Source organism: Nocardioides jiangsuensis (assembly GCF_019679455.1).
GTDB lineage: Bacteria > Actinomycetota > Actinomycetes > Propionibacteriales > Nocardioidaceae > Nocardioides_C > Nocardioides_C jiangsuensis.
In genome coordinates this window covers 1048801-1073689 of sequence record NZ_JAIEZQ010000001.1, presented here as the reverse complement: position 1 = coordinate 1073689, position 24889 = coordinate 1048801, and the positions used below count along the sequence as shown (strand labels likewise).

The window sequence follows — 24889 nt, the reverse complement described above, 5'->3', positions numbered from 1 at the left end:
GAGGCCCGAGTATGTCAGTCCCGGGCCGGACGGCTCAGTCCAGGACCTGGTAGACCACGTAGTTCTTGTTGCGGAAGACCCGCTCGATGAGCCCGGTCTGCTCGGACAGCCCCTCGAGGTCGGCCTCGTACTTCTTGCCGACGAAGAGCCAGTCCACCCCGTAGGTGTCCACGAGCGCGCGAATCGTCTCCGGCGAGGGGTCCGTGAACGCCGCGTCGTTGAGCGCGAGACGCTCCTGGTCGGGCGCCGGCAGGAAGGCGTTGCGCATGCCCTCCTGGTAGGTCTTGTTCAGCGCCGCGGTGTAGCCCCAGCCCTCGAGCACGACCCGGCGCTCGGCGTAGGCGGCCACCCAGAAGTTGCGGTTGTCGCAGCGCCGCGCGTCGGGCTTGGCGCAGTGGATGTTGGTGGCGACCACGTCGTCGACCGAGGAGTGCTCCTTGATGTACTCCGCCGCCTCCACGCCGCCGGCCGCGAACATCCGCGGGCCACCCTTGCTCTCGCTCCTGTTCTGCCCGGCGATCTTCGCGCCGGTGAGGGTGTCGTACGCCGTCGACACCATGCTCTGGCCGGTCAGGCCGAGCAGCAGCGCGAGCAGGACGACCAGCCCGGGTCGCGGGACGGCGGGCACGAGCCGCGCCAGCAGGCGGACCAGGAGCCAGCCCAGCACGAGCGCCGGCGGCACCAGGACCGTGAGCAGCATGGTGTTCGTGGTGGCGCGGTCGTGAGCGTGCAGCCCGTCGACGTACAGGGAGGTGGCGTACGCCGCCACCCCCGCGACGGCGGCGAGGCCGAGCAGGGGCAGCGCCCGGCGGACGGTGAGCGGTCGGGGGAGGACCAGGGACAGGCCCCAGACCGAGGCGAGCACGACCAGCTCCGCGACGCTGCGGCTGAACCAGAGCTGGCTCAGCCCGGTGCGGTAGAGCACGAACGGCACGGTGAGCCCGGCCGCGAACGAGACGATCAGCCACACCGCACGTGGGTCGAGCACCTTCCTGCGCAGAGCGACCAGCCCGACGCCGTACAGCAGCCACGCGGTGAGCATCACCAGCGTCATCAGCGTGGTGTTCAGCACCGTGTCCGGCAGCTTCTCCGAGGCGAGCGCGGTGGTGCTGGTCTGCCAGAAGGCGACGTCCATCGCCCCGCCCTGGCCGCCGAAGAGCACGATCTGGGCGAAGGCGGCGACCAGGATGGTCAGCGCGACGACACCGGTCGCGGCCCGGTCCACGCGCCGGGTCAGCAGCAGCTGGACCACCCAGGCGGCGACCGCGCCGCACACGAAGGCCGGCATGAACGTCGCCTTCGCACCCGACAGGCCGAGCAGGGCCAGGACCAGCGCGACCCAGGTGAGCCGGTCGGCGCGCCGGTTCGGGCGCAGCACCTCGAGGATCAGCATCACCGCCGGCATCGAGCACATCACGCCGTAGATCTGCGAGGGGCTGCCCTGGAACCGCTTGGAGATGTAGGGGTCGAGGAAGGTCGCGGTGCCGTAGTCGGGGCCGAGCAGGTGGTAGGCGCCGCCGAGGAGCAGGGCGGGCGCGAGCACCGCGGCCACCGGGCGGCGGGTCAGCCGCAGCGCGACCGCGCCGAGGCCGAGCACGGCCATCACGAGGACGAGCGTGGGCAGCAGCAGGCGCAGGGTGGGCACGGACCCCAGCCCGGCGATCGTGTTGGAGGCGCCGACCTGGGCGTGCACGAACCAGTGGTAGTCCAGCCGGGTGTCGAGCACGAACGGGATCTGCGGCGGGAACCGGTGCGAGATGTCCGCGACCAGCGCCTGGTGGAAGGTCTCGTCGATGCTGGTGGCGCGGTTGCCGGACGCGAAGAGCGGGCGGAGCGGGAAGGAGTACCGGGCGAGCCAGTAGACGCCGTACAGCGTGACCAGCGCCAGCGCCCAGGCCGCGCGCACGTCGAGGGCGCCGGTCGGCAGGCTCCAGGCACGGCGCCCGAACGGCGTGGCGACGCTCAGCACCGCCACGACCACCGGCGGGACCAGGATCACGAGCGGTGCCTCGAGGGCCACGCCGACCAGGAAGAACGGGAGCTGCAGGCCGAAGCCCAGGATGAAACCGAGGGAGAGGTCCTCGAACCAGGTCGGCCCCGGACGGTCGGTCTCGTCGGTGTGCAGCCGCTGCAGCAGCAGTCGCCACACGAAGACGCCGGGGAGCGCGACGCCCGCGAGGTACAGCGCGTAGCGCGCGATGGAGGGGGCGGCGATCCCGAAGTGCAGCAGGACGACCACGATGCCGACAGCGGTGACCAGCACCGCCGGCCACGAGGACGTCAGAAGGCGGCGAGGCATGAGCGGCACCCTACCTCGCAGCCCCGGACGAACCGGACGTCAGCGCTTCGTGCCGGCCCTCCGCGCCGCACGGCGCCGGGCCCGCTCACGCTTCTCCGCGGCGTCGAGCTCCTTGGCCTGCTCGGGCGTCGGGGCCGTGCCGCCGTACGACGCCGGCAGCCACCACGACCCGGGCGGCTGCTCGTCGGCCGGGTAGGCGCGGATGGTCCGGTCCAGCAGGTCCGACATCGCCCGGTGCAGCTCGGCGGTCTCGGCGACCGGGTCCTGTCCCGACGGGTGCAGCGGCTCCCCGACGGTGATCGCGATCGTCTTGCCTCGGGAGAAGTCCTTGGGGTGGTCCTTGGTGAGCATCCGCTGGGTGCCCCACAGGATCACCGGGATCAGGGGTACGCCGGCCTCGGCGGCGATCCGGGTGGCGCCGGTCTTGATCTCCTTGATCTCGAAGGAGCGGGAGATCGTGGCCTCGGGGAAGATCCCGACCACCTCGCCCATCGCCAGGTAGCGCAACGCCTCCTTGTAGGAGCCGAGGCCCTCGCCGCGGTCGACCTCGATGTGGTGCAGCGAGCGCATCAGCGGCCCGCCGAACCGGTGGTCGAAGATCTCCTTCTTCGCCATGAACCGGACCAGCCGCTTGGAGGGCTGCGCGGCGAACCCGCCGAAGACGAAGTCCACGTAGGAGACGTGGTTCACCGCGAGCAGCGCCGGACCGGTGCGCGGGATGTGCTCGGTGCCCTCCATCCGGAAGCGCAGGCCGAGCGCCTTGAACGCGGCCTTGGCCGTGACGATGATCGGCGGGTAGGTCAGGTCGCGCATCGATCGGCCTCTTTCGTCGGTGGTGGGAGGACCCTGTCAGGTCCCGGACGAACGGACAACCGCCTGGCGGACCAGGGTGTCCATCAGCTCACCGAGGTCGAGGCCGGCCGCCTGCACCGACAGCGGGACCGTCGAGGTCTCGGTCAGACCGGGCGCGACGTTGACCTCGAGGAACCACACGGTGCCGTCGCGGTCGATCATCAGGTCCGAGCGGGACAGGTCACGCAGCCCGAGCGCCTCGTGCGCGGTCACCGCGACGCGGGCGCACTCCGCGGCGAGCTCGTCGGAGAGCTTCGCGGGCACCTCGAACTCCGTGCTGCCGGCCGTGTAGCGCGCGGTGTAGTCGTACACGCCGCCGTCGGGACGGATCGAGACGACCGGCAGCGCCCGGGGACCGTCCCCCGTGTCGACGACGGGGACGGCGACCTCCTCGCCCTCGACGAGCTGCTCGACCAGGGTGGTCTCGCCGTAGGCGAACGCCCCGACCATCGCGCCGGGGAGGTCCCCGGGCGCACGCACCACGGTGCAGCCCAGCGCGGAGCCGGACTTGGCGGGCTTGACGATCAGCGGCAGCCCGAGCGAGGCGATGATCGCGTCCATCACCGCGGCCGCGCCGAGCTCGCGGAAGGTCTCGTGCGGCAGCGCGACGCTGCGGGGGGTGTTCAACCCGGCCCGCGCGACCACGGCCTTCGCCACCGGCTTGTCGAACGCGGCCCGGCTCGCGGCCGGCCCGGCACCGACGTACGGCACGCCGAGCAGCTCGAGCACCTCGCGCAGCGCGCCGTCCTCCCCGGTCTCGCCGTGCAGCAGCGGGACCACGCACGCCGGCGGGTCCTCGCGCAGGGACGGGAGCAGGGTCGCGTCGACGTCCCGCTCGTCGACCTCGGCGCCGGCGTCGCGCAGCGCCTCCGCCACCCGCCGTCCGGAGCGCAGCGAGACGTCCCGCTCGTGCGACAGGCCCCCGGCCAGGACCACGATCCGCCCAGCGACAGCATCCATTTCGTCAGGCTCCTGCTCAGGTGAGGTCGGTGTTGGGTGATTCGTACCCGCGGGTGACGTGTCCGGCGCCGGCCTGGCCACCGTAGCCTCCCCCGAAGGTCTCCCGGAGCTCGAGCTCCTCCTCGATCACGCCGACGAGGCGGCGCACGCCCTCGCGGATCCGGTCCGCGGTCGGGTAGCAGTAGGAGAGCCGCATGCTCTGGGCGCCGAACCCGTCGGCGAAGAACGCCGTCCCGGGCACGTAGGCCACCCGGGCGGTCACGGCGCGCGGCAGCATCGCCTTCGCGTCGAGCCCGTCGGGCAGGGTGAGCCACACGTAGAACCCGCCGTCGGGCACGTTCCAGCGGGTGGCGGCGGGCATCAGGTCCTCGAGCGACTCGATCATCGCGTCGCGACGCTCGCGGTACATCTCCCGGAACTGCTTCACCTGGCCCTGCCAGTCGTGCTCGGAGAGGTAGGCCGAGACCGCCATCTGCGAGAACGACGGCGGGCACAGCGTCGCCGACTCCTGGGCCAGCACGAGCTTCTCGCGGACCGCGTGCGGCGCCAGCGCCCAACCGACCCGGAACCCGGGGGCGAAGGTCTTGGAGAACGAGCCGAGGTAGATCACGCCCTCGGCCTCGTCGGCCCGCAGCGCGCGGTAGGGCTCGTCGTCGAAGCCGAGCAGGCCGTAGGGGTTGTCCTCGAGGACCAGGATGTCGGCCTCGCGGCAGATCTCGAGGATCTCCGGGCGGCGCTCCGCGGCCATCGAGACGCCGGCGGGGTTGTGGTAGTTCGGGATCGTGTAGAGGAACTTGATCGTCTTGCCGGCCGCCCGCACCGCGGCGATCGCGTCGCGCAGCGCGTCGGGGACGAGGCCGTGCTCGTCCATCGCCGCGTGCACGACGTCGCACTGGTAGGCGCGGAACACGCCGAGCGCGCCGACGTACGACGGGGCCTCGCAGATCACCACGTCACCGGGGTCGCAGAAGATCCGGGTGACCAGGTCGACCGCCTGCTGCGAGCCGACCGTGACCACGACGTCGTCGGGGTGCGCCTCGATCCCCTCGAGCCGCATCACGTCGCAGATCTGCTCGCGCAGCCGCGGGTCGCCCTGGCCGGAGCCGTACTGCATCGCGACCGGCCCGTTGGTGCGGACCAGGTCGTTGATGGCGCCGCCGACGACGTCGAGCGGGAGGCCGGAGATGTTCGGCATGCCGCCGGCGAGGGAGACCACCTCGGGACGGCTGGCCACGGAGAACAGCGCGCGGATCTCGGAGGCCGTCATGCCCTTCGTGCGGGCGGCGTACCGGTCCACGTAGCTGTCGAGGCGCGTCGCGCTGCGCCGGATCCCGTGACCTGCCTTCTCTGACATCCCTAGCTCCTCTGGTGGACTACTAGGATGAATCATCAAGGCTCGTTCCTCGGCATGGGGGTCACGACATGGGACTGCTCCGCACATCGGCAGCGGGTCTGGGGCTGAGCGCGCTCGGGCTCCTCGGCGGTTTCGTCGCCGGGCTGCTCCGGCGCCGGACGCCCTCGCACTACGTGGGCGACCGGCACGCGCCGCGGGCGCACTGACGCGGGACGGCTCCGATGGCCCGCAAGATCGCCCGCCTGACGCTCGACAACCTCGTCGACCTGCCCGCGTCCTGCCGCAGCTGCCTGTTCTGGGAGCTCGACCCGGTGCGCCGCGAGCGGGCGGCCGCCGCCGGCGAGGCGGAGCGGGAGAAGGAGGCCTGGGTCTCCCGGGTGCTGCTCGAGTGGGGCTCGTGCGGCCGGGTGGCGTACGTCGACGACGACCCGGCCGGCTTCGTCCTCTACGCCCCGCCCACGTTCGTGCCGGGGGCGGCGACGTTCCCGACCGCCCCGGTCAGCGAGGACGCGGTGCTGCTGATGACCGCGATGCTCTACCCCGAGTACGCCGGCGCCGGCCTGGGCCGGGTGCTGGTGCAGTCGGTGGCCAAGGACCTCATCGAGCGCGGCGGGATCCGGGCGATCGAGGCGTTCGGGGACCTGCGCGCCACCGAGGGCAGCCGGACCGCCTGGGGCGGGTGCGTGCTGCCGGCGGACTTCCTGCTGCACGTGGGCTTCAAGACGCACCGGTCGCACCCGCGCTACCCGCGGATGCGGCTGGACCTGAAGTCGGTGCTGACCTGGCGCGAGGAGGTCGAGCAGGCGCTCGAGCGGCTGCTGGGCGCCGTACGCCCGCGCGCGGTGCGGCCGGCCGCCGAGCGGCACGGGCCTCCCCGGCTCTGAGCCCGGCAGGACCCGCGGCCGCGCCGGCCGGCCCGCGGTCGGCGGCAGCGTCAGCGGTCGCGGCCCTCGCGGAGGGCGTCCCGCAGCTCGCCGAGCCGGAGCACGCCGGTCTGCGCGTCGGAGTCCGGGGAGAGGTACACCCGCTGCACCGCCGCCACGACCGCCTCGGCGACCACGTCGCGGAAGACGGGGTCGGAGAGCCTGGCCGCGTCCCCCGGGTTGGTGATGTAGCCGACGTCGACACGGACCGCGGGCATCCGGGTCCGGCGGAGCAGGTCCCAGGTCTTGGTGTGGATCCGCAGGTCGGCGAGGTCGGTGCGCGCGACGATCTCCCGCTGGACCAGGCTGGCGAAACGCTCGCCCACCGACGAGCGGACCCCGTGCGAGTCGAGGCCGAAGAAGTAGGTGGAGACCCCGGACGCGTCGGGGTTCGCCGACGCGTCCACGTGCAGGGAGATGCACAGGTCGGCGTCGGTGCGGTTCGCGAACTCCGCGCGCTCGGCCTCGGAGTGGCCGTCGGCGAGCGGGTCGCCCTGCTCGGACGGGCCTCCCTGACCGGCGTGCGCGCCGGCGAGGATGGCGTGGTCGGCCCGGTGGGTCAGGAACGCCTGGACGCCGGTGGCCACGAGCCGGCCCTCGATCCGCTTGGCGAGGTCGTGGGTGACCGCGGCGGCGCGGCTGGCCAGCGCAGGGTCGGCCACCCGCACCTCGGCGGGGTCGATCACGACGATCTTCCCGGTCAGCTGGGGGCCGGCCCGGCGGATCCGCTCCGCGGCGCGCAGGGCGTTGGGCTGACCGCCCTTCACGCGCGGCGCGAGCCGGGACAGGGCCTTGAGGGTCGCCGGGCCGCAGGTGCCGTCGGGCGGGATGCCGATGTTGCGCTGGAAGTCGCGGACGCCCTGCTCGGTCTGGTGGCCGTACATGCCGTCCACCCGGCCGACCTTGAAGCCGAGGTCGAGCAGTCGCTGCTGGAGGGTGACCACGTCGTCGCCGGACATCAGGTTGCCCGCCGCGTGGGTGAGAAGCCGGTCGCCCAGCTTCCACCGGGCCTCGTCGAGGACCCGGTAGGTGGACGGGCCGACGATCCCGTCGACGGTGAGACCCCGCTGCTGCTGGAAGGAGCGGACGGCGCGGTCGACGTCGGCGTCGAACTCGCGGGCCCCGTCGTAGTCGTGCGGGGCGTCGAGCAGGGCCAGTGCCCCGAGGCGTGCGCGGATGTCGACCACCGCGTCGCCGGCGTCGCCGAGCCGGAAGCTCGGCGCGGTGCGTACGTCGGCCATACGGCCTCCTGCCTTGGTGGGGGTCCGGACACTCCTACCCGGACGGCGCCGGTTCTACTCGGGGCCTACTCAAACAGACGCACGGGCGATGTCAACGGTTGCGCCCGTCCCGGGTCCGGAGGGTCCGGGAGAAAACGGAAAAGAGAGGGCCGGCCCTTGGGAGGTGGGCCGGCCCTCTCTCGTCGGTGGGACCTAGTTGATGAAGTCGCTGAGCTCGTTGAGCAGGGCAGCCTTCGGCTTCGCGCCGACGATCTGCTTCACGACCTCGCCGCCCTGGTAGACGTTGAGCGTCGGGATGCCGGTGACGCGGTACGCCGCGGGGGTGACCGGGTTCTCGTCGACGTTCATCTTCACGAACGTGATCTTGTCGCCGTGCTGCTTGTTGATCTCGTCGAGGATCGGCGAGACCTGGCGGCACGGGCCGCACCACTCCGCCCAGAAGTCCACGAGGACGGGCTTGTCGGACTTGAGGACCTGCGCGTCGAAGTCGGCGTCGGTCACGGCTTGCATCTCGGCCACGAGGTGCTCCTTAGGGATCGCGTTCGGTTCTGGATGTAGTTAACACCGAGGCCCGGACATTTCTTCCGGGCAGCGGCAGACACTCGGTCTGCCGTCGGGGCGAGGGTCAGGCCCCGGCCACCTGGACCTGCTCGCTGAGCATCTCCGTGGCGACGTCGGTCGAGTCCGTCTGGGCGGCGTGCTCGAGGTCGGCGAGGTAGCGCTCGGCGTCGAGGGCGGCCGCGCAACCGGTGCCGGCGGCGGTGATCGCCTGACGGTACTGGTGGTCCACGAGGTCACCACTGGCGAAGACGCCCGGCAGGTTTGTCTTGGTCGAGGGGTGGTCGACCAGCACGTACCCCTCCTGGTCGAGGCGCACCTGGCCGTGCAGGAGCTCCGAGCGGGGGTCGTGGCCGACCGCGATGAACAGGCCGGTCACGTCGAGCTCACGCTTCTCGCCGGTCACGGTGTCGACGAGGGTCACCCCCGTCAGCTTGTCGTCGCCGTGGATGGTCTCCACCGTGGAGTTCCACGCGAACTCGATCTTCGGGTCCGCGAACGCGCGGTCCTGCATGATCTTGGAGGCGCGCAGCTCGTCGCGGCGGTGGACCAGGGTCACCTTGCTGGCGAACCGGGAGAGGAAGGTGGCCTCCTCGACGGCGGAGTCGCCGCCGCCGACCACGGCGATGTGCTGGTCGCGGAAGAAGAAGCCGTCACAGGTCGCGCACCAGCTGACGCCGTGACCGGAGAGCCGGTCCTCGTCGGGGATGCCGAGCTTCCGGTAGCTCGAGCCGGTCGACAGGATCACGGCGAGCGCGCGGTGCTCGTTGCCGGAGCCGTCCTTGACGACCTTGACCGCGCCGGTGAGGTCCACCTCGGTCACGTCGTCGCTGACCAGCTCGGCACCGAAGCGCTCGGCCTGGGCGCGCATGTTGTCCATCAGCTCAGGACCCATGATCCCGTCGCGGAACCCGGGGAAGTTCTCGACCTCGGTGGTGGTCATCAGCGCGCCACCGGCCGTGACCGACCCCTCGAAGACGAGAGGGGCGAGGTTCGCGCGGGCGGCGTACACCGCTGCGGTGTAGCCGGCCGGGCCGGAGCCGATGATGATGACGTTGCGTACGTCCTGGTCCGCCATGGTTCGAGTGCTCCTGGGTGAGAGGTGACCTTGCGTGGGGCACAACCGATCCTAGGGTCGAGACATTCCCCGGCGACACCGACGCCCCGGCCGGGGACGCGCGGGACGCCGGGTCAGCGGGCCTCGACGGTGGTGGCGGCCTCCGGGGTGTCGCGGTCCTCACAGGTGAAGACCTCCGCCGCGCGCCGGCCGTCCACCGGCGCGCGCAGCACCAGGACGGCCCGCCGCCCGTCGAGGCGGACGTCGAGCGCATCGTCGTCCGGCGTTAGGTCGCGAGGGCTGCAGTCCGGGTTCGCCCGGTTCGCGGTGGTGGGGACCCGGAAGAACGTCAGGGCGCGCTCAACCCCCGTTCGGAGCGACTCGGTCCGCAGGCGCACGACGTCCACCGTGCCGGGGGCGACCTCGCGCTCCGGCTCGCCCGTGGACCCGCCGGAGGCGTCCTCGTCGTTCAGGAAGTTCGGGCCCACCGAGTCCTGGCCGCGCTGGTCACCCTGGCCGGCTCCGCCGTCCCGGTCGGTCGTCGCGGACGGCGCCCGGACGGCGGCCTCCTCGCCGGAGGATCCGCCGGCGTCCATGCTGGCGGTCCCGCCGCCGAGCACCTCGCCCAGGCCGACCCCGAGCACGCCGACGGTCGCCGCGGCCACCAGCAGCTTCGGCCACCGGCGGTGACGCCGGGCGGCGAGCTCGTCGCCCGGGCTCCCCACAGTCGCGGCGGCGAGACCGGTGTCGGCCGCGTGGTCCGCGTCGGGGCTCGTCGGGACGGCCGACGCGGCAGCGGGTCGTTCGGCGACCAGGCCGGCGAGCACGTCGTCGAGCCGCGTGGCGACGTCGGTCGGCAGCGTCTCGGGGCGGCCTCCCGCCTCCGCGAGGAGACCTCGGACGGCCTCCTGGTCCGGGTCGAGCGGTTCCGAGCCGTCGGGGCCCGGGTCCCGGTCGTGGCCGGAGGGCTCCGGGTGCGGCGGGGAGGTCATGGCGGGTCACCTCCTTCGGCGGGGGCGGCGGACGGCGAGCTGGCGTGGTCTGCGGGGTCGGTCCTGGTTTGGACGCGCGGCCCCGGCGGAGGGTTCCGGGAGCGCAGGCCGGCGAGCAGCGGGGCCAGCCTGGCCCGGCCGCGGGCACAGCGGCTCTTCACGGTGCCGGTCGGGCAGCCCAGGATCCGGGCCGCCTCCTCGACCGGGTAGCCCTGCATGTCGACCAGGACGAGAGCGGCCCGCTGCTCCGGGGCCAGCGTGGCGAGGGCGCGCAGGACAGCGGCGCGCCGCTCCTCGTCGACCACGAGATCGGCCGGGTCGGCGGTGGCGCCGGTGCCGGGATCGGTGCTCGTGGCCAGCGAGCCGCGGCCGGCGTACTCGTCGAGGTCGTCGGGAAGGGCGTCGGCCGCCCGCACCTTGCGCCGCCGGATCCGGTCCAGGCAGGCGTTGACCACCACCCGGTGCAGCCACGTGGTCACCGCGGCGTCGCCACGGTAGGAGGTGGCCCGCCGGAAGGCCGACACCATGCCGTCCTGGAGTGCGTCGGCGGCCTCCTCGGGGTCGCCGGTGGTGCGCAGCGCGACCGCCCACAGCCGGTCCCGGTGCCGGGCGAACAGGATGCCGAACGCTTCGGGGTCACCGTCGACGTGGGCGGCGAGCAGCGCGCGGTCGTCCCGGCCGTGCGGCTCCAGCGGGTCGTCGGGGGGTCCCGGGTCGACCGGCGAGCCGTCCCCCGACGGACCGGTCATCCGGTCACGGCCTCACGACGATCTCGGCGACCTCACCCCGGAAGCCGTCGTCGGCGGGGGGCAGCGAGGTCAGCCAGACCACGAGGTAGCGGGTGGTGACGGGGCGGTTCGGCGAGAGGTCGACCCTGCCGCCGACGCCCTGCTGCGAGGCGACCTCGTCGAGTCCGGTGACGTCGGTGGGCTCGTCCGCCTCCGGTCCCGCGGCGAGGAGCTCGACGTCGGTGGGCTTCCCTTCGAGGGTCACCGCGACGTCCGACACCGTGCTGGTGGAGCCGAGGTCGACCATCAGCCCGACCCCGTCCTTGAGCAGGCCCAGCCTGGGGTTCCCGTAGTAGGTCGAGGTCTGCCACGAGGTGGAGGGGTCGCCGTCGATGGCGAGCAGCGCCTGCTCGGGGTTCTCCTCCGCAGGGGACGCCAGCGGGTCGAAGTCGGACACCGAGGCGATCTGCAGCGGCTTGGACGGACCCGTCGGGCTCGCCGAGGGACTGGCCTCCGGCCCCGCCTCGGTGCCCGACCCCCCGGAGCCGCGGCCGAGGTTGAAGGCGACCACGATGGCGAGCACGAGCAGCAGGCAGGCGGCGACGATCGCGGCGAGCTTGAGCCACTCGCGGCTGGAGTCGCGCTCCTCCCAGCCCCGGTCGGGCTCGGGCTCGGCGGCGTCCGGCCCCCAGACCGGGGGCAGGGAGCCGGTGCCATGCGTGGAGTGCATCCCGAGGACCGGTGCCACCGGCTCGTCGGGGGCGGGGTCGCGGCGGGTCGCCGCCGCGCGCGGCGGACCGGGTGCGAACAGCGGTCTGGCCTCCGGCTCCTCGAGCGGGGGCGGTGGGGGCGGGGTGGCCCGCCCGGAGCGCCGGCCCGGCTCGTCGCCGGCCCGGTCGTCCTCGTCGCTGCGCAACCCACGGGAGTCCCCGCCGACCCAGCCCACGCCGGTGTCGTCGTCGAAGAACAGCGGGGCGCCGGCCTGGGTGGCGTCGAGGTCACCTGCGCCGGCAGCGGCCCCGGCCGCGCCGGGTCGGGGCACGGCACGGGTGGCCTCCGGGTCGTCGGTGCCGCCTCCCGCGTCGGCGGCGCTGACGGCGAAGCGGCCGGTCCGGGCCTCCTCGTCGGTCTGCGGGCGGAACCGGGCGAGCTCGTCGCGGTCGATCACCGAGGTCGGCTCGTAGCTTGCCTGCGAGGCGGAGACCGGGTCACCGATGTAGTCGCTGAGCGCCGCGGAGATCTCGTGGGCGCTCTCGAGCGGGATCGCCGAGTCCGACCCGGCGTTGAGCACCCGGTCGCAGATCGTGTCGAGGGGACGGGGGACACCGGCGCGCACCTGGCGCGGGCGCATGATGCGGCCGTGGTCGCGGGGCGCCTGGGGGATGCGCGACCCCTCGGTGCCGGGCCACCGTCCCGCCAGCGTGGCGTAGAGCAGCGCGGCGAGGTTGTGCACGTCGGACTCGTGGTCGCTCAGCGGCGGCTCGCCCTCGGCGACGGGCTCCTGCCGGCCGTGCAGCACCCGGTCGACGACGAAGCCGATCAGCTTGACCGCCCCGGCCTCGGTGACCATCACGTTCTCGGGGATCAGCCGGCCGTGGGCGATGCCGTGGGTGTGCGCGGTGGTGATCGCGTCCGCGACCTCCTTGACCAGCCACGCGGCCCGGCGCGGTGGCAGCGGCCCCTCGAGGAGCATCTTGTCGAGCGAGACCCCGTTGCCCCACTCGTGGACGACGTAGACGAAGCCGTCCTCCTCGGCGGCGTCGAGCACGCGCAGGAAGTGGCCGTCGGTGACGGTGGCGGACGTGCGGGCGGCGGAGAGCAGCCCCTCGGACCGGGGGTCCGCGGAGTCGACCACGTTCACCGCGACGCTCCGGGCCAGGATCAGGTCCGTGGCCCGCCAGAACTTGGCGCCGTCGGTCTCGGTGACGAGGTCCTCGAGCCGGAACCGTCCGGCGAGCACGGTGCCATGCCCGATCGACTTGTCGGCCACGTCCCTCCTCGCTGTGCCCACGGCGGCGGGCTCTCGGTGCGTCGGTTCGAAACTACATGCTAGGGGGAGCGGTCAACGTCGCAGCCGCTTGGTCGCCAGCTCCATGACGCTGGTCACCTCCCGGATCCGGAGCAGCCGGGCGAGGACCAGGAAGACCACCGCGTCCACGGCGGAGACCATGACGAGCATCACCAGGGCGCGGAGCTTGCCGTCCCCGGTGGGCCAGACCAGCGCGACGCCGTACCGCACGCTCCAGGCCACCGCGGCGGCCAGCCCGCCGGCCAGCAGCAGCCGGGCGAGGAAGCGGACCAGCCTGGGGGTCTCCAGGCCGCCGAGCAGGTGGCCGAGCAGCAGGTAGGAGATGAGGGCGCCGACCGCGTACGCCGCGGCGTACGCGGCGACCAGGCCGGAGGCGACGTCCCCGGAGGCGACCGTCCGGGTGAACAGCAGCGCGAGCCCGATGTTGGTGGCCGCGATCACGCACTGCACCCAGAACACCGTCCGGGTGCGCTCGAGGGAGTAGTAGCCGCGCAGCACCAGGAAGTGCACGGTGAAGAAGACGATGCCGAGGCCGAACAGCGACAGCGGCAGCTCGTAGTCGGGGTAGGCGTCGGCGGCGGCCAGCCAGCCGTAGATCACGTTCGCCAGGTCGCGGGCGACCAGCGGGAGCAGCAGCGCGAACGGCACGATCATGGTCAGCGCCGTGCGCAGGGTGGAGGCCACGTTGCGGCTCACCCCGGCGAGGTCGTTCTCCGCGGCGTGGGCGGACAGCCGGGGCAGCACGGCGGTCGCGAGCGAGACCGTGACCACCGAGTGCGGCACCATCACGAGCAGGAACGCCTGGGAGTAGATGGTGTAGCCGGTGCCGGGGTCGCCGCCGCCGATCCCCGCGGCCGCCCCGCTCGAGGCCAGGCGGACCACCACGGTGTAGGCCACCTGGTTCACCACCACGAACAGCACGGTCCACACGCCCAGGCGCAGGGTGTGGCCCAGCCCGGTGCCGCGGAAGTCGAAGCGGGGCCGGTAGGTGAAGCCCGCCTTGCGCAGGTACGGCAGCAGCACCAGGAGCTGGACGACGATCCCGAGCGTCGAGCCGAGCCCCAGGAGGAGCTCCTGCTGCGCGGTGTAGCCGCCGAACACGTCCTGGGCCGGGCCGAACACGAACAGGTAGACCAGCAGGACCAGCACCGAGATCACGTTGTTCGCGATCGGCGCCCACATCATCGGTCCGAACCGGCCGCGGCTGTTGAGGATCTGCCCGACCAGCACGAACATCCCGTAGAAGAACACCTGCGGCAGGCAGTAGCGGGCGAAGTCGACCACCGACTCCCGCTGCTCGGCGAGCTCGGGGCTGGAGAAGTCGGGGGAGAGGAACAGCTGCATCAGCCAGGGGGCGGCGATCACCATGATCGTGGTCACCGTGGCCAGGAACAGCCCGGCCAGCGTGATCACCCGGTTGGTGTAGGCCTCGCCGCCGTCCGCGTCGTTCTTCATCGCCCGCACCAGCTGCGGCACCAGCACCGCGTTGAAGATGCCTCCCGCCAGCAGGATGTAGAGCATGTTGGGGACGGTGTTCGCGATGTTGAAGACGTCCGCGTGCAGCCGGGCGCCGAGCGCCGCCGCGAGCAGCGCGTTGCGCACGAAGCCGCTCGCCCGGGACACCACCGTGCCGGCGGCCATCACCGCGCTGGAGCCGAGGATGCTGCTGCTCTCGCCGTCGCGGTCCGGCTGGTCGCTCATGCGGTGGTGTCCTGTGCCTTCGTCTCGGTGGTGGGGTGCTCCCCGGTCGCGGCGGGGCTGGCGGGTACGTCGCTGAGCGGTGGCTCGACGTCCTGATCGGCGGGGCCGGAGGACCCGGCCGGACGCCGGTCGCGGACCCTCCGCACGATGCGGGCCGCGATGGCGATGGCGAAGACGGCCGCGCCCAGGCCCATGATCACCCAGATCACCAGGCCCACCTGGCTGCTGCGCACGACGTACTTCGTGGAGCTGCCCAGCAGCCGCCCCTCCGCGGTGGTCGGGGACAGGGTGACCGAGTGCACGCCGATGTTGCGGGAGGTGACGTCGAGCCGGATCGAGGCCCGTTGACCGGCGCCGAGCGTGACCGGCTCGGGGGAGCCGATGTCCAGGTCGGGCGTGGAGGTGCTCGCCCGGAGCCCGACGGTGACCGGCTCGTCGAGCCCGTTGACGACGGTCACCGCGAACGTGCCCTGCTCGCTCGACATCGTCACGAAGGGACGCTCGGGGCCGTCGATGCGGACCCGCTCGAGCCGGTCGTGCACCCAGTCCGAGGCCCGACGGGCCATCTGCACCGCCTTCCGCGGGCGGTCCCGGGCGCGGGTGGCCGAGGCCAGCATCGCGGTCTCCGCCAGTGCGTCGTCGACGGTGTCGTTGCGAGCGAGCAGGCTGGCGAACACCCGGCCGGTGTCGCTGAGCTCCTCGCTGGCGAGGAGGTTGTCGACCGGGAGCTCCTGCTCCTTCTGCCGGCGGGGGTAGACGAGCGGGCCGTCGTAGGTTCGCTCCGCGCCGGAGGTCGTGGAGACGGCGGAGGGCAGGTCGGCCATGGACAGCCAGGGCACCTCGAGGCCGCTGAAGAAGGCGGCCGAGGGCCACGCGGCGCCCGGGTCCCACAGCTGGGGGGTGGAGACGACCACGGGCTGGTCGGCGTCGCCGGTGATCGCGTGGACGGCGGCCTCGGCGAGAACCCGTTGCCGCACCGCGAGGGCGCCGTACGGCGGCGTGGGGGCCGGGCCTCCCGCCGCGGCGGCGGAGTTCGCGAGCACCGCCTCGTGCCCCTGCTGGGTCTCCAGCACGGAGGCGTCCGTCTCGGGCGCGGCGAGGTCGGAGAGCAGCAGCGGGGCGTCCTTGCCGAGCCGGTCCAACGCCGCCTCGGGGAGGAACCCGCTGGGGGGCGCCACCACCGGGTCGGCCTCGATGCCGCTCTCCTCGAGTGTGGTGGCGCTGAGCTCGACCGCCCGGTCGAACAGGGTGCCGAAGTTCCGGCGGAGCATGGCGGCCACGTCGACGTCGCCGTAGGGAACCGCCAGCACGGTGTTGCTGTCGGCCTGGTCCCCGAACACGGCCAGCCAGTCGGCTGCGCGCTCGGCGGCCGCGGACGGCTCGGCCTCCTCACCGGTGTCCTCGCCACCGGCGGGGGCGGACTCCTCCACGGTGGGCGTCTCGCCGGCGCTCGGCGACTCGCTGGGCGCCGGCTCCTCGTCGGTCGGCGCCGTGTCCAGCGGCGGGTTGTCGGCGGCGACGGACTGCGCCGCGTCGAGAACGGCCGGGTCGAGCACGTAGGTGAGCGGCACGCTCGCCGAGCTCGCGCTCAGGTCGACGAGCCGGCCCAGGCGGCCGTTCTCGCCGAGCAGCCGCTGCCAACCCTTGAGGTTGCGGAGCCGGCCCTCCTCGGTGCGGCTCACCTGGCCCTTCACCGGGACCACGAGCGCCATCGTGGTCCGGGCCCGCGGGTCGGTGACCAGCGGGATGAACGTGCGGGCGCGTCCGTCCGCGACGTCGTCGCGGCCGTCCGGGCTGGCCCCGAGCACGTGCACCGCGAGCCAGTAGACCCCGTCCGCACCGAGCTCGAGCGCGCTCGTGGGGACCGAGATCCGGTAGCCGGTGCTCTGGCCGGGCGCGAGGTCGCCGATCTCGTCGTACAGCCCGGGGGTGGTCACCCGCTCGCCGACCTGGAGGTCCTCCGCGGTCTCGGTGGCCGCCTCGAGCTCGGCGGCGGTGGTGATCGGCTGCGACGAGGTGAGCAGGTAGGCGTTGAGGTCGGTCCACGCGTCGTGGGACCGGTTCGTGATCTCGCCAGTGACGGTGACCTCGCCCCGGCGGGGGATGGTCGAGGGGGTCAGCGACTCGATGGAGACCTGGAGCGGGGTCCCGTTCCGCGGCGCAGCCGCGGCGACCCGGGCAGCGGCCACACCCCCGGCCACACCCCCGGCCACGGCCTCCGGGACGGACGCGGACGCGGTCGCGGGCGCCGGGCCCACCGCGGTGATGCTGGTCACCAGACCCGTCACGAGGCATGCGGCGAGGCGTGCGGAAGCGGGTCGGATCACGCGGTCGATGCTAACGGTCGCGGACTCCGCAACTAGAGTGGTCTCCCGTGTCCGACCAGCCCCAGACTCCTCTGCGCATGACCGACGTGCAGGAGACCGCGCTCCGAGAGCTGCTGCGCATCGCGCCGGTGATCGACGAGCTCGGTGCCCGGTTCGAGGCGGCGGGCGAGCAGATCGCCCTGGTCGGCGGACCTGTCCGCGACGCGATGCTGGGCCGGCTGCAGAACGACCTCGACTTCACCACGTCGGCGCGTCCCGAGGTCACGGAGAAGCTCGTCGAGGGCTGGGCCGACGCGGTGTGGGACATGGGCCGCGCGTTCGGCACCATCGGCTGCCGCAAGGGCCCGTGGCAGGTGGAGATCACGACGTACCGCTCGGAGCAGTACGACGCCGACTCCCGCAAGCCCTCGGTCGACTACGGGGACTCGCTCAACGGGGACCTCGGCCGGCGCGACTTCACCGTCAACGCGATGGCGGTGGCGGTGCCCGGCAACGAGTTCGAGGACCCGTACGGCGGCCTGGTGGACCTCGCGAACGGGGTGCTGCGCACCCCGGGCCGGCCCGAGGACTCCTTCTCAGACGACCCGCTGCGGATGATGCGGGCCGCCCGGTTCGCCGCGCAGCTCGGCTTCACGGTGGCGCCCGAGGTGGTCGAGGCGATGACCTCGATGGCCGCCCGTATCGAGATCGTCTCCGCCGAGCGGATCCGGGACGAGCTGGTGAAGCTGGTGACCTCGCCGTACCCGCGCCGCGGGCTGACCCTGCTCGTGCAGACCGGGCTCGCGGACCATGTCCTCCCCGAGCTGCCCGCGCTCGCGCTCGAGCGCGACGAGCACCACCGGCACAAGGACGTCTACGAGCACACGCTCACCGTGCTCGAGCAGACCATGGACCTCGAGGACCGGCTCGGCGGCGGCCCCGACTTCGTCGCCCGGTTCGCCGCGCTCATGCACGACGTGGGCAAGCCGCGGACCCGGCGCTTCGCCGAGGACGGCACGGTCACCTTCCACCACCACGACGTGGTCGGCGCGAAGATCACCAGGAAGCGGATGAAAGCGCTGCGGTTCTCCAACGACGAGATCGCCGCGGTCACCCACCTCGTCGAGCTGCACCTGCGCTTCCACGGGTACGGCTCCGGCGAGTGGACCGACTCGGCGGTACGGCGCTACGTCCGCGACGCGGGGGACCAGCTCGAGCGGCTGCACGTGCTGACCCGGGCCGACTGCACGACTCGCAACAAGCGCAAGGCCGAGCGGCTCAGCCGCACCTACGACGACCTCGAGCAGCGGATCGAGCGGATCGCCGAGGAGGAGGGCCGGGCCGCGGTCCGCCCCGACCTCGACGGGAACCAGATCATGGAGCTCCTCGGCCTCGGCCCGGGACCCGAGGTCGGCGCGGCGTACAAGCACCTGCTGGAGCTGCGCCTCGAGCACGGCCCGATGTCCGAGGAGGACGCGAAGGCAGCGCTCCTCGCGTGGCACGCCGACCGGACGGACCGTCGGGACTCGTAACCCGCCCCGTCGCGCGCGGCCCGCCCTAGGCTGTGCGCCATGAAGAGTGAGCTGTTCGCGCAGGACAACCTCGAGGTCGCCCACCAGCAGCGGTTCGCCCTGCAGAACCCGCAGATGCTCCGGGTCGCGCTCGGTGACGACGTGCTCGCGGTGAAGGGCGCGATGGTCGCCTACCAGGGCCAGGTCGGCTTCCACCACGAGAAGGCCGGCGGCATGGGCAAGCTGCTCAAGAAGGTGCTGACCAGCGAGGACATGCCGTTGATGCGGGTCAGCGGGCACGGCGAGGTGTTCTTCGCCAACGACGCCGGCTACGTGTACCTGCTCGAGCTCGGCGGCCACGGGATCAGCGTGAACGGCCGCAACCTGCTGGCGTTCGACGCGGCGCTGACCTGGGACATCAACCGGGTCAGGGGCGCGGGGGTGATGGCCGGCGGGCTGTTCAACACCACCGTCTCCGGTCACGGGACGGTCGCGCTGTGCACGGTCGGCCAGCCCGTGGTGCTCGACTGCGCGGCCCAGCCGACGTACGTCGACGTGCACGCTGCCGTCGCCTGGTCGGCGAACCTGGTGCCGCAGGTGGTCTCCAGCATGAACCTGAGGTCGATGCTGCGCGGCGGCAGCGGGGAGGCCCTCCAGTACGCCTTCCACGGGCCCGGGTTCGTCGTGGTGCAGCCGCACGAGTGGGTGGCCCCCGTGCAGCAGGCCGCGCCGGGCGGCGGGATGGGGAACCTGTTCGGCGGCTGAGCGACGGGTCTCGGGGCGGCCAGGGTCAGACCGGGGCGCCGGCCACGGTGCGGGGCCGGCTGACCAGGGCGTAGCCGACGCCCGTGAGGAGGTAGCCGCTCGCCACCACCCCGAGCACGACGTAGGACTTCCCGTCGTCCGGGAGCACCACGGCCGCGACCGCGGCGGCCGCCACGAAGGCCACGTTGAAGATGACGTCGTACAGCGAGAAGACGCGCCCGCGGAAGGCGTCGTCGACGCTGTCCTGCACCAGGGTGTCCACGCAGATCTTGATGCCCTGGGAGGCCAGGCCCAGGAAGTACGACGAGACCAGCAGCGCCGGCTCGGTGAACAGCGCCCCGGGCACCACCTGGGTGAACGCCGCCGCGGCCAGCAGCGACAGCACCCACAGCCGCAGGCTCACCCGCTCGGTGACGAACGGGGTGACGAAGGCGGCGGTGACGAAGCCCGCGCCGCTGACGACCACCGCGACCGCGAGGCCGCTGAACGCCGCGTCGGGCTCGCTCGGGTCGTGGAAGTAGCCGCGGTACAGCAGGATCAGCATCACCGTCGACAGGCCGAAGAAGAACCGGTGCGCGCCGATCGTGGCCAGCCCGTAGGCGGCGGTACGCCGGTCCGCGAGGTGGCGGAGCCCTTCCACCAGGCCGCGGGCCACGTGCCGGGCGGCCTCGCGCACCGCCGGACGGGTCGGGTCGTAGTCGGGGCCGAGCAGGTCGCGCGGGATCCGCAGGGCCAGGGCGCCCGCGACGGCGTACAGCAGGGCCGCCATCACCAGCACGGCCACGTCGCTGTCGACGCCGAGCCGGTCCCAGACGACCCGGCTGACCGAGGCGACGCCCAGACCGAGGATCGCCGCGAGGGTGCCGCTGGTCGGGGTCACCGCGTTGGCCATCACCAGGTCCTCGTGGTCGACCACGTGCGGCAGCGCCGCCGACAGCCCGGCGAGCAGGAAGCGGTTGACCGACAGGCAGGCCAGGATCAGGCCGAACAGCAGCGGGCCGCCGAGGTCCGCGGCCACCCCGGCGGCGAGGACCAGCACCAGCGCCACCCGGACGAAGTTGGAGACCGCCAGGATCTGCCGTCGCGACCAGCGGTCCAGGAACACGCCGACGAACGGGCCGAGCACGCTGAAGGGCAGCAGCACCGTGGCCATCGCCCCGGCGATCGCCGCCGGCGAGGGCTGCCGCTCGGGGGAGAAGATGACGTACGACGCCAGCGCCACCTGGAACACGCCGTCCGCGAACTGGCTGGAGACCCGGACCGCGAAGAGTCGCCGGAACCATGAACCACGCAGCAGGTGGAACAGGTGGCGGGCAGTGGTCACGGGTCGATTCTTCCGCGGTCGGGTGGTGCCCAAACGACGTCCGGCCCCAGGCCGACGGACTCGCGGTGGTCCGTACGGCCCGCGGCCGGGTCGTCAGGTGGAGGGGTCAGGCGCGGGTCAGCGCTCGACCTCACCGCGGATGAAGGCCTCGACGGTGGCGCGGCCCTCGTCGTCGGGACGCTGCACCGGCGGGGACTTCATCAGGTACGACGACGCGGAGAGGATCGGGCCACCGACGCCCCGGTCGAGCGCGATCTTCGCGGCCCGGATCGCGTCGATGATGATGCCGGCGCTGTTGGGGGAGTCCCACACCTCGAGCTTGTACTCCAGGTTCAGCGGGACGTCGCCGAACGCGCGGCCCTCGAGGCGGACGTAGGCCCACTTGCGGTCGTCGAGCCACTGGACGTAGTCCGAGGGGCCGATGTGCACGTTGCGCGCGCCGAGGTCGTGGCCGATGTTCGAGGTCACGGCCTGGGTCTTGGAGACCTTCTTGGACTCGAGGCGGTCCCGCTCGAGCATGTTCTTGAAGTCCATGTTGCCGCCGACGTTGAGCTGGTAGGTGCGGTCGAGCACCACGCCGCGGTCCTCGAACAGCTTGGCCATCACGCGGTGGGTGATGGTCGCGCCGACCTGGGACTTGATGTCGTCGCCGATGATCGGGATGCCGGCGTCCTCGAACTTCTGGGCCCACATCGGGTCCGAGGCGATGAAGACGGGCAGCGCGTTGACGAAGGCGACGCCGGCGTCGATCGCGCACTGGGCGTAGAACTTCGCGGCGTCCTCCGAGCCGACGGGGAGGTAGCAGACCAGCACGTCGGCCTGGCTGTCCTTGAGGACCGAGACCACGTCGACCGGCTCGGCGTCGGACTCCTCGATGGTCTCCCGGTAGTACTTGCCGAGGCCGTCGAGGGTGTGCCCGCGCTGGACGGTCACGCCGGTCGGCGGGACGTCGGCGATCTTGATCGTGTTGTTCTCGGAGTTGTTGATCGCGTCGGAGAGGTCGAAGCCGACCTTCTTCGCGTCGACGTCGAACGCCGCGACGAACTCCACGTCCGAGACGTGGTACTCGCCGAACTTCACGTGCATGAGACCCGGCACGGACCCCGAGGGGTCGGCGTCCTTGTAGTACTCCACGCCTTGGATCAGTGACGTGGCGCAGTTGCCCACGCCGACGATTGCTACGCGTACCGAACCCATCGGGCTCTCCTTAACTTCTCTCGGGATCCGCGGGGACGGTGCCCCGGTTTCCTGCGCTGTGTGCTGCGTTCTCGTGGTTGTCGTCCTGGTGCACGGTGGGCGCCGTGCCGGGTGCGGCCCGCTCGGCCTGGATGAGCTCGGAGAGCCACCGCACCTCCCGCTCGACGGACTCCACACCGTGGCGCTGGAGCTCCGTGGCGTAGCGGTCCATCTGCTTCTGCGTCCGCTCGAGCTGGCTCTGCACCCGCTCGAGACGCTCCTCCAACCGGGTCCGACGGCCCTCGAGGATCCGCAGGCGGATCTCCATGTCGGTGCGGCTGAAGAACGCGAAGCGGACGTCGAAGTTGTCGTCCTCCCACGCCGAGGGTCCCGCCTCGGACATGAGCCCGGCGAAACGGTCGTTGCCGGCCGCGGTCAGCTCGTAGACGATCCGCTGCCGACGTCCGACGCCGACCGTGGCCCCGTCCACCCCTCCGACGTGCTCGGCGATGTAACCCGCCTTCAGCATCTTCTTCAGCGCGGGGTAGAGCGACCCGTAGGACAGCACCCGGCCCCAGCCGAGGACGACGTTCAGCTGCTTGCGGAGCTCGTACCCGTGCATGGGGGACTCGTGCAGCAGTCCGAGGACTGCGAGCTCGAGGGTCTCGCCACGACGGGCCACGGTTCACCTGATGTTTCGCTGGACGCTATCGGAGACACCTATCGTAGCGATATATCGAGGAACGCACACCACCGCCCGGGTGACACGGGCCCGCGCCGCGCCGAGCGGTGCCCGGGGATGGGGTGCGGATCACACGAATCTCACCTTTCGGGGCGTCCCCCGTACCCTGCTCTACAGCAGTTGTCCCGCTTCCCCGTCCCGGAGAGTCCCGTTGAGTGCAAAGCGCAAGGCCACCAGCGCGTCTGCCAGTGGTGGTGCCAGAGCCGGCAAGAACCCCGGTAGGTCCGCAGGCAAGGGCAAGCCGAAGAAGAGCATCCCCCGCCGTATCTTCAAGTGGTTCCTGCTGCTCGGCCTCGCCGGGATGCTGCTCGGCGGCATCGCCCTGGGCGTCGCGTACGCCGCCACGGACGTGCCCGACCCCAACAAGGACTTCCAGACGCAGACCACGATCGTCTACTACGACAACGGCAAGAAGGAGCTGGGCCGGTTCGCCGACCAGAACCGGATCAGCGTCCCGCTCGACACGGTCCCCGAGCACGTCCAGGACGCGGTGATCGCCGCCGAGAACCGCACCTTCTGGACCGACAAGGGCCTCGACCCCAAGGGCATCCTGCGCGCGGCCTTCTCCAACGCCACCAGCGAGTCGACCCAGGGCGCGTCCACGATCACCCAGCAGTACGTCAAGGTGCTCTACCTCTCGCAGGACCGCACCCTGACCAGGAAGGCCAAGGAGGCGTTCCTGTCGCTGAAGATCCAGAACCAGATGTCCAAGGAGGAGATCCTCCAGGGCTACCTGAACACCATCTACTTCGGTCGCGGTGCCTACGGCATCCAGGCCGCCGCCCAGGCCTACTTCGAGAAGGACGCCAAGGACCTTAGCGTGCGCGAGGGGGCGGCGCTGGCCTCGATCCTGAACTCCCCGGGACTCTTCGACCCGGCCGACGGCGCGGACAACCGCACCCGGCTGATGGGCCGCTACCAGTACGTCCTCGGCGGCATGGCCGACATGGAGGTGCTCGACCCCGAGATCGCGGAGAAGGCGGCGCAGAAGCTGCCCAAGTTCCCCAAGATCGAGGTGGAGGACAGCCTCGGCGGGCCCAAGGGCTACCTGCTCGCGCTGGTGAAGGAGCACCTGCGCGCGGAGGGCTTCACCGACGCCGAGATCGAGGGCGGTGGCCTGCGGGTCACCACCACCATCTCCGCGAAGGCGCAGAAGGCGGCCGTCCAGGCGGTCAAGGAGGAGCGGCCCACCGAGAACGCCAAGGGCGTGCACATCGGGCTCTCGGCCGTGGAGCCGGGCACCGGTGCGCTCAAGGCGATGTACGGCGGCCCGGACTATGTCGAGGACCAGCGCAACTGGGCCACCACCGGACGGCAGCCCGGCTCGTCGTTCAAGCCGTTCGCGCTCGCCGCGGGCCTGGAGAACGGGTTCAGCCTGTTCGACATCTTCGACGGCAACACCTACACGTTCCCGGACGGCACCGAGGTCAACAACGAGTTCGGCAACCAGTACGGGCCGGTCGACATGATCACCGCGACCGAGGAGTCGATCAACACCGCCTACATCGACCTGACCACCTCGATGGACAACGGGCCCAAGAAGGTCATCGACGCCGCCGTCCGCGCCGGCATCCCGGAGGACGCGCCCGGCCTCTCGCCGGACCCGACGATCACCCTCGGCACCGCCGACGTGAGGACCGTCGACATGGCCAACGCCTACGCGACGTTCGCGAACAAGGGAAGGGCGGCGGACTGGTTCGTGGTCGACAAGGTCACCGACGCGAGCGGCAAGACCCTGTTCAAGGAGAAGGTCAAGGAGAAGCGCGCCTTCGCCGAGGACGTGAACGGCAACGTCGTCGAGGCGATGCAGAAGGTGGTGCAGAACGGCACCGGCACCGAGGCGCTCGCCTTCGGCTGCCCGGTGGCGGGCAAGACCGGCACCGCCGCGCTGCGCCCGGACACGGTGACCTCCGCCTGGTTCGCCGGCTACTCCCCGCGCCTGTCCGCCGCGGTGATGTACGTGAAGGGCAAGTCCGGCACCGAGGACCTCGACGGGGTCGGGGGGCTCTCCACGTTCTTCGGCGGCAGCTACCCCGCCCGCACGTTCACCGCGTTCATGGAGAAGGCGCTCGACGGCCAGGAGTGCGTCGACTTCCCGGAAGTGGACTACGTCAACGGGTCGCCGACCCCGACGTACACCCCCGAGCCGGAGCCTGAGCCCGAGCCGACGTACACCCCGGAGCCCGAGCCGTCCGAGGAGCCGACGACCGAGGAGCCGGAGCCGACCCCGACGCAGACCGAGGAGCCGGAGCCGACCCCCGAGCCGACGCCCACCCCGGAGCCGGAGCCGACGCCCAGCGAGCCCGCGCCGACCGTGCTGCCTCCCGGGCAGTCGAAGGAGCCTAAGCCGACCGACAGCCCCAGTCCCTGA

General features: G+C 72.2%; 20 protein-coding genes. 5 read left to right on the top strand and 15 right to left on the bottom strand.

Annotated features, from left to right (window positions below; translation table 11 throughout):
• Positions 1 to 34 precede the first annotated feature (34 nt).
• From K1X13_RS04965 to K1X13_RS04950, 4 genes are read right to left on the bottom strand one after another with little or no spacing between them, the layout of a single operon-like run.
• Positions 35 to 2299: a hypothetical protein gene (locus tag K1X13_RS04965; RefSeq protein ID WP_221023879.1), complete on the bottom strand. Its 2265-nt coding sequence runs from the start codon at positions 2297 to 2299 to the stop codon at positions 35 to 37.
• A gap of 39 nt (positions 2300 to 2338) precedes the next feature.
• A complete protein-coding gene (locus K1X13_RS04960; RefSeq protein ID WP_221023878.1) occupies positions 2339 to 3112 on the bottom strand; it encodes a lysophospholipid acyltransferase family protein in 774 nt (257 codons plus the stop codon).
• 36 nt (positions 3113 to 3148) lie between these two features.
• On the bottom strand, positions 3149 to 4111 hold the full coding sequence (locus K1X13_RS04955) for a D-alanine--D-alanine ligase family protein (RefSeq protein WP_221023877.1): 963 nt from the start codon (positions 4109 to 4111) through the stop codon (positions 3149 to 3151).
• Positions 4112 to 4127: 16 nt separating this feature from the next.
• Positions 4128 to 5465 (bottom strand): aminotransferase-like domain-containing protein, encoded by a 1338-nt coding sequence (locus K1X13_RS04950; protein WP_221023876.1) that lies wholly within the window; start codon positions 5463 to 5465, stop codon positions 4128 to 4130.
• A 68-nt stretch (positions 5466 to 5533) separates the two neighbouring features.
• Here K1X13_RS04950 and K1X13_RS04945 point away from each other — a divergent pair, with 68 nt between their 5' ends.
• Positions 5534 to 5671, top strand: a complete 138-nt coding sequence (locus K1X13_RS04945; protein WP_221023875.1) for a hypothetical protein — start codon at positions 5534 to 5536, stop codon at positions 5669 to 5671.
• Positions 5672 to 5686: 15 nt separating this feature from the next.
• Entirely contained in the window at positions 5687 to 6349 is a 663-nt protein-coding gene (locus K1X13_RS04940) for a GNAT family N-acetyltransferase (RefSeq protein WP_221023874.1), read from the top strand.
• Positions 6350 to 6399: 50 nt separating this feature from the next.
• On the opposite strand, the gene K1X13_RS04935 is transcribed toward K1X13_RS04940, so the two are convergent.
• The 8 genes from K1X13_RS04935 to K1X13_RS04900 form a co-directional block, all read right to left on the bottom strand.
• Positions 6400 to 7629 (bottom strand): N-acetylmuramoyl-L-alanine amidase, encoded by a 1230-nt coding sequence (locus K1X13_RS04935; protein ID WP_221023873.1) that lies wholly within the window; start codon positions 7627 to 7629, stop codon positions 6400 to 6402.
• Positions 7630 to 7821: 192 nt separating this feature from the next.
• Positions 7822 to 8139, bottom strand: a complete 318-nt coding sequence (gene trxA, locus K1X13_RS04930; RefSeq protein WP_221024587.1) for a thioredoxin — start codon at positions 8137 to 8139, stop codon at positions 7822 to 7824.
• A 115-nt stretch (positions 8140 to 8254) separates the two neighbouring features.
• A complete protein-coding gene (gene trxB / locus K1X13_RS04925) occupies positions 8255 to 9265 on the bottom strand; it encodes a thioredoxin-disulfide reductase (RefSeq protein ID WP_221023872.1) in 1011 nt (336 codons plus the stop codon).
• Positions 9266 to 9378: 113 nt separating this feature from the next.
• Positions 9379 to 10236 carry a hypothetical protein gene (locus tag K1X13_RS04920; protein WP_221023871.1) on the bottom strand — a complete coding sequence of 286 codons (858 nt, stop codon included), beginning with the start codon at positions 10234 to 10236 and terminating at the stop codon, positions 9379 to 9381.
• Complete coding sequence (sigM, locus tag K1X13_RS04915; RefSeq protein ID WP_221023870.1) at positions 10233 to 10985, bottom strand: RNA polymerase sigma factor SigM; 753 nt, start codon at positions 10983 to 10985, stop codon at positions 10233 to 10235. Before sigM ends, K1X13_RS04920 begins: the two co-directional genes overlap by 4 nt.
• A gap of 4 nt (positions 10986 to 10989) precedes the next feature.
• Positions 10990 to 12954, bottom strand: a complete 1965-nt coding sequence (locus tag K1X13_RS04910; protein ID WP_221023869.1) for a protein kinase family protein — start codon at positions 12952 to 12954, stop codon at positions 10990 to 10992.
• A 72-nt stretch (positions 12955 to 13026) separates the two neighbouring features.
• Positions 13027 to 14694, bottom strand: a complete 1668-nt coding sequence (gene murJ / locus K1X13_RS04905) for a murein biosynthesis integral membrane protein MurJ (RefSeq protein WP_221023868.1) — start codon at positions 14692 to 14694, stop codon at positions 13027 to 13029.
• Entirely contained in the window at positions 14691 to 17021 is a 2331-nt protein-coding gene (locus tag K1X13_RS04900) for a DUF6049 family protein (protein ID WP_221023867.1), read from the bottom strand. The genes murJ and K1X13_RS04900 overlap by 4 nt, the downstream gene beginning before the upstream one ends.
• Before the next feature lie 77 nt (positions 17022 to 17098).
• Between K1X13_RS04900 and K1X13_RS04895 the strand changes: the two genes are divergently transcribed.
• Positions 17099 to 18532, top strand: coding sequence for a CCA tRNA nucleotidyltransferase (locus K1X13_RS04895; RefSeq protein WP_221023866.1), 1434 nt, complete (start codon positions 17099 to 17101; stop codon positions 18530 to 18532).
• Between the two features lie 39 nt (positions 18533 to 18571).
• Positions 18572 to 19276 carry an AIM24 family protein gene (locus tag K1X13_RS04890; RefSeq protein ID WP_221023865.1) on the top strand — a complete coding sequence of 235 codons (705 nt, stop codon included), beginning with the start codon at positions 18572 to 18574 and terminating at the stop codon, positions 19274 to 19276.
• Between the two features lie 25 nt (positions 19277 to 19301).
• Here K1X13_RS04890 and K1X13_RS04885 read toward each other — a convergent pair whose 3' ends face one another.
• The 3 genes from K1X13_RS04885 to K1X13_RS04875 all read right to left on the bottom strand — a co-directional run bounded on the left by K1X13_RS04885 (position 19302) and on the right by K1X13_RS04875 (position 22458).
• Positions 19302 to 20600, bottom strand: coding sequence for an MFS transporter (locus tag K1X13_RS04885; RefSeq protein ID WP_221023864.1), 1299 nt, complete (start codon positions 20598 to 20600; stop codon positions 19302 to 19304).
• 117 nt (positions 20601 to 20717) lie between these two features.
• Complete coding sequence (locus tag K1X13_RS04880) at positions 20718 to 21797, bottom strand: inositol-3-phosphate synthase (protein WP_221023863.1); 1080 nt, start codon at positions 21795 to 21797, stop codon at positions 20718 to 20720.
• Between the two features lie 10 nt (positions 21798 to 21807).
• Positions 21808 to 22458, bottom strand: a complete 651-nt coding sequence (locus K1X13_RS04875; protein ID WP_221023862.1) for a PadR family transcriptional regulator — start codon at positions 22456 to 22458, stop codon at positions 21808 to 21810.
• A 211-nt stretch (positions 22459 to 22669) separates the two neighbouring features.
• Between K1X13_RS04875 and K1X13_RS04870 the strand changes: the two genes are divergently transcribed.
• On the top strand, positions 22670 to 24889 hold the full coding sequence (locus tag K1X13_RS04870; RefSeq protein WP_221023861.1) for a transglycosylase domain-containing protein: 2220 nt from the start codon (positions 22670 to 22672) through the stop codon (positions 24887 to 24889).